This is a genomic window from Kitasatospora sp. NPDC018058 (assembly GCF_044327205.1).
Lineage (GTDB): Bacteria > Actinomycetota > Actinomycetes > Streptomycetales > Streptomycetaceae > Kitasatospora.
In genome coordinates this window covers 31,626-33,056 of sequence record NZ_JBIRFA010000061.1, presented here as the reverse complement: position 1 = coordinate 33,056, position 1,431 = coordinate 31,626, and the positions used below count along the sequence as shown (strand labels likewise).

General features: G+C 70.4%; 2 protein-coding genes. Both read left to right on the top strand.

All coding sequences use genetic code 11. From position 1 onward, the window contains the following. Positions 1–132: 132 nt before the first annotated feature. Positions 133–930 carry an IPT/TIG domain-containing protein gene (locus ACH4E7_RS41315; RefSeq protein WP_396254368.1) on the top strand — a complete coding sequence of 266 codons (798 nt, stop codon included), beginning with the start codon at positions 133–135 and terminating at the stop codon, positions 928–930. Positions 931–1,087: 157 nt separating this feature from the next. After that, positions 1,088–1,431 (top strand): IPT/TIG domain-containing protein (locus ACH4E7_RS41310; protein ID WP_396254367.1); only part of this gene is annotated, 344 nt, incomplete at its 3' end.

Sequence of the window (1,431 nt, the reverse complement as noted above, 5' to 3'; positions counted from 1 at the left end):
ATTCCGGCAGCGCTGCGAACCCTGTCGTGTGACCTGCCGGAACCCGATCACGCCCTGTGCGGCGGACTGCCGATTCGGCGGCTCCGGCGAATGGGACGACAGCGTCATCCGCACCAGCAAAGGAGATCAGTCATGGCACCCTTCATCAGCTCCATCTCGCCCACCTCGGGCCACTCGGGCCAGACGATGACCATCACCGGTACCGGTCTGGGGAGCCTGAGCACCACCAAGGTGAACATCGGCACCAAGACGGTCACGCCCACCGCCGCCAGCAGCACCTCCGTCACTCTCACCCTCCCGTCGGGGTGCAGCGGTCAGGCCAACGTCATCGCGACCGTCTCCGGGGTCAACAGCAACAGCGCCGCCTTCTTCTACATCGCCGCCCCGACGGTCACGGCGGTGACCCCCAGCACCGGTCCTGCTGCACCCGGCGCCGTCGACGTCTTCGGCACCGGTTTCGCGACCGCGACCTCGGTGGCCTTCGGCACGGTCGGCACCGCCGCCCCCACCGTCCTGTCGGACGGCCACCTGACCGTCACCCCGCCGCCCCACGGCGCCTTCACCGGCTGCACCGACGCGGCGGACGTCCTCGTCAGCAACACCGGCGGCACCAGCTCCCCGATCGGCGCGCAGGGTCAGTTCACCTACTACGAACGGCCGGCGGTCACCGGCGTGACGCCCGGCACGGGGCCGGCGGGCACCACCGGGGTCATCGTCGCCGGCACCTGCTTCGTCGACGTCAGCTCCGTGACCTTCACCCTGACCACCGGTGGCCCGTCCACCCCGGCCGACAACGTCAGCGTCACCGGCGTGGGCAGTCTGACCCTCGACGTGCCCGGCACCCTGGCCGCGGGCACCTACGACATCCAGGTCATCAACCCCGGCGGCACCAGCACGGCCGTCGTCGCGGACCAGTTCGTCGTCGTCTAAGCCCCGGGCGAGCCCGTGCACCGAGCAACGGGCAGCACGGCCGCCCCGTCCCCGCGGCCGTGGGCGCGGACCCGATGAGCCGCGACCACGGACCCGCTGTGCCCTGGCCGCCCACGGCGGCCAGGGCACCCTCGTCAGCCACGCAAAGGAGCACCCGATGGCTCCGGTCATCAGCAGCATCAACCCCAACAACGGGCCGGCCACGGGGGGCACGGCCGTCACGATCAACGGCAGCGGCTTCATCGGCGCGACCTCGGTGAAGTTCGGAACCGTGCCGGTGTCGTCGTTCAAACTGGTCAGCGACAACCAGATCCAGGCCACGGCTCCTGCGGGCTCTGGAACGGTTCAGGTCACGGTCACCACGCCGTTCGGCACGAGCAACGGCGTGGCCTTCACCTACGGCGCCGTGCCGGTGATCACCGGTCTGAGCTCGTCCTCGGGTGTGGTCGGTGCGTCGGTGGTCATCAGTGGTTCGGGGTTCACCGGTGCGTCGTCGGTGCA